This is a genomic window from Psychromonas sp., assembly GCF_983033635.1.
The window spans coordinates 1,440-4,775 of sequence record NZ_CEZLMY010000113.1; the positions used below are offsets into that span (position 1 = coordinate 1,440).

Consider the following 3,336-nt stretch of genomic DNA (forward strand, 5'->3'; position numbering starts at 1 on the left):
TCATCATTGAATGCTGGATAAACACCTTCATGCCAGGCAAACGCATAGGCATCCATTATTAAATCATGGTTAATTTTCATTTGTAAAATATTGAATTTCTGATTGAGGAATAACATTCTTTCTACTGAGCTCATAGTTTATCCTTAACAGTAATTGGCTAAAATCGCGAAGCGCTGTTTGCTTTTTAAATTACGATTTAATTGTTTGCTATATATTGCTTATCTATATCTTTTTTGACGGGGATGATTTATTTGAAGTCGCATCCGTTTTTGTCAGGTGTATCCTCTGTATCTGTATCATTGATTATGGGGACTTCCCCTTTGCTCAGGGCGCGACGAAACTGCGCTTGTTTAGCATGAAATGCTTCGCTTTCACCATAGGGGATAAAATATATTTCCCGCTGATTTGGGTGCAGCAGATTGCCTGCATGTTTAATGGGGCACCAATATTGCTCTGTACTAGATGTGATTTCACGTGCATAAGCGATAAGGCCAATAGCATAGGCACAGTAGGTACAGTTAATCTTCTCGATTATATTAAGGTAACCAAGATGGTGGCGATCAAACACCATATACTCCGCTCTGGATACTTTGGGGATGTGGTAAAGTTGAAAACAGATACTTTGATAAAGAGTTATACAGCCATCCAAAATAAGTAATGGTACTATCATGGCGTAGATAAACGGTGCCGACATTACATTATTTGGTTTGCTTGAACCTAGCCAGCGAAAAATTCCAACTTTTAGGTTTTGGTGGGTTTCTTTAAGCTTTTTCTCAAACTCAATGCGGGTGCCGTTGACACGATAACGTATCTCCTTCTCCTGCTTCTTTAGTACAACGCTTAACTCCTCTTCCAACCTTGTGATCTGTTCAACTAGATTTTTGACCTGTTCGTTCATCGGTTCTCTCCTGAGAGTCGGCGTTACTCTCTTACACTAGTTCTGATTTCATATGAATGCTAGGTTAAAAAGCATATTTTCAGCTGTTTATAACAAGATTAAGAACTAAAAATTTTGCGAAGTTCCACTTTATTTCTATGCCTATGCTGTTTGTTTCGATCTAATATAAAATGTCCTGTTATACTCAGCATATAAAACGAGTTAACCTCGGTTTTCATCATTAATTAATAACGATTAGTTTTACCTGTCTTAGGAAGACCCATGATAGAAGAACAACAGAACAACCCATTACACGGCCTTAAGTTAGAGGTTTTATTAACAGAATTAGTAGAGTTTTATGGCTGGGAGATACTTTCATCCGCAATGCGTTTTCATTGCTTTAAGACTAATCCGAGTATAAAAGGCAGCTTGAAGTTTTTGAGAGATACAACTTGGGCAAGAGAGAAGCTGGAAGCATTTTATCTGTATCGTTTTAAACGTATGCCAAAACCTGATGATATGGAATATCAATTAGCCCCTAGAGAGCGAGGGTTTGCACACGGTATCATGCCACGCGAACCTATGGTTTTGACTGTTGAATCGATAGAGCTTTCTCAAGCGAAAGCGGCATCTGCGTTTAAGTCAAAGTCATCGCAAAAACATAAATCGAGCTTTAAAACGGATAATAAAGAAAAGGTTCACTCGAAAAAAAGCGAGCCAGTATATGACCCGTCAGATCCATGGGGTAAAAATCGATAGTCACCGAGTTAGAGCAGCGGATAGTCAATCAATATTTCGCTGCAATTTTAGATGGTTAAAATATTCATGCTCTGATTAAAAATCACCTTCCTCTACAGACACTATTAGTTGAGCTTAACTGTGAATCTATCAACAATTAAACCTGATGCAGGTAATTTACTCTATCAGGAATTAATAGATAACAAACCGCTTGTTGTGCGCGAACTGGCAAATTTTCGGTGGTTTCACTTCGGTGGTGAATCGCTGCAGTCGGTTCTTGATTTGCAACATCCGCAAAGAATAGTGCTGCCTGTTTACCAATCTATGTTGTTATTTTTATTATGGAAAGATAATAGACTAGCAGTGCTTAATCTTGGTATGGGAGGCGGAGCTTTAGAGCGGGCGCTTAGCGCATTTCCTGATATTAATGTAACGTCTGTTGAACAAAGTTCACAAATAATCGCGTTGGCTAGAAACTACTTCTTATTGCCTCCGGAAACGCTGGTTTATGTACAATCGGCGCAACAGTATCTCGAACAGAATCATAATGATTTTGATATTGTCTTGTGTGATGTCTTTATTGAAGATAAAAATTCTTCGTGTATAAATGAGCGCAGTTTTTATCAGAATTTACAGAAGAATATGAATAAATCCGGCATTGCATTTATTAATCTGTCTGTAGAAAACGAGCAGCATCTATTAGATATTTTAGCCGTTATTCATCAATTTTTTTCCTATAGTGCCTTAGTCGAATTTACTGACTATAAAAATATTGTATTGATCGTAAGCGACATGCCCATACCAGGTAAAAAACAGTTAAATGCAAACAATAAGCAGGGCAATAATATTGCCCAAATAAACTTTGCTCGGATAATTAATGGCTTATATCACCTTAAATAACGCATTGATTTCAGTGTTTATTAATCAGTTAGGTAATTAGATGCAGGTTGAACGTGCCGTAACAGCAGAGTATGAAGAATTATTATCAGTATGGGATGATTCAGTACTAGGTTCATATGATTATATCCTCGAAGAGGAGATAACGTTATTCAAACGCTTTATTGTAGAACAGGTATTTCCATCTGTATCTTTACATTGTGTAAAAGATAGGAACGGCTCGATTAGCGCTTTTATTGGCAGCAAAAATAACAAAGTTGAAATGCTTTTTGTTAAAAATGCGTTGATAGGAAATGGCTTAGGTAAAAAATTATTACAATATGCAGTGCTTGAATTAAGCTGTAATAAAGTTGATGTGAATGAGGAAAATAAACAAGCTATCGCCTTTTATAAGCGGATGGTTTTTTTGACAGAGTCACGTTCACTAAAAACAGGCAAAGCTAGCACATTTAATGTTTTACATATGCAGTTAGCAGGGCAGTAAAGCGAATAAGGGCACATCAAAAGCAGTTAATATTTTTCAACTTGTATCTAATCTTATTTGTAACCTACTTATCGCGGTCGCGCAGTTGAATCTCTTACAATCAGTTTACCTTGAAATAATTTGCAGCCAGCTTCGACTGCTTTACCCTTAGCGAGATCGAGCGCGATCTGCATTGCCGTATCTGTGATATTCACAATCGGTAATTCAACAGTTGATAATGAAGGTGATAAAAAAGCAGAGACGGTTTCATTATCGATAGCAATTACCGAAACATCATCGGGAACTTTTAATCCAGCTTCAAAGAGGGCTTTTATTGCGCCAATAGCCATATTGTCATTAC

5 protein-coding genes are annotated in these 3,336 nt (G+C 37.2%); 3 read left to right on the plus strand and 2 right to left on the minus strand.

The window, feature by feature from the left end:
* Positions 1 to 247: 247 nt before the first annotated feature.
* Complete coding sequence (locus AC4GME_RS13310; RefSeq protein WP_490376341.1) at positions 248 to 898, minus strand: hypothetical protein; 651 nt, start codon at positions 896 to 898, stop codon at positions 248 to 250.
* A gap of 261 nt (positions 899 to 1,159) precedes the next feature.
* Between AC4GME_RS13310 and AC4GME_RS13315 the strand changes: the two genes are divergently transcribed.
* From AC4GME_RS13315 to AC4GME_RS13325, 3 genes are all read left to right on the plus strand, one after another.
* Entirely contained in the window at positions 1,160 to 1,636 is a 477-nt protein-coding gene (locus tag AC4GME_RS13315; RefSeq protein ID WP_490376342.1) for a VF530 family protein, read from the plus strand.
* A 120-nt stretch (positions 1,637 to 1,756) separates the two neighbouring features.
* Positions 1,757 to 2,515, plus strand: coding sequence for a class I SAM-dependent methyltransferase (locus AC4GME_RS13320; protein WP_490376343.1), 759 nt, complete (start codon positions 1,757 to 1,759; stop codon positions 2,513 to 2,515).
* 40 nt (positions 2,516 to 2,555) lie between these two features.
* Positions 2,556 to 2,996, plus strand: coding sequence for a GNAT family N-acetyltransferase (locus AC4GME_RS13325; RefSeq protein ID WP_490376344.1), 441 nt, complete (start codon positions 2,556 to 2,558; stop codon positions 2,994 to 2,996).
* Positions 2,997 to 3,064: 68 nt separating this feature from the next.
* Here the strand turns inward: AC4GME_RS13325 and AC4GME_RS13330 are convergent.
* A partial coding sequence (locus AC4GME_RS13330) for a substrate-binding domain-containing protein (protein ID WP_490379562.1) occupies positions 3,065 to 3,336 on the minus strand: 272 nt, incomplete at its 5' end.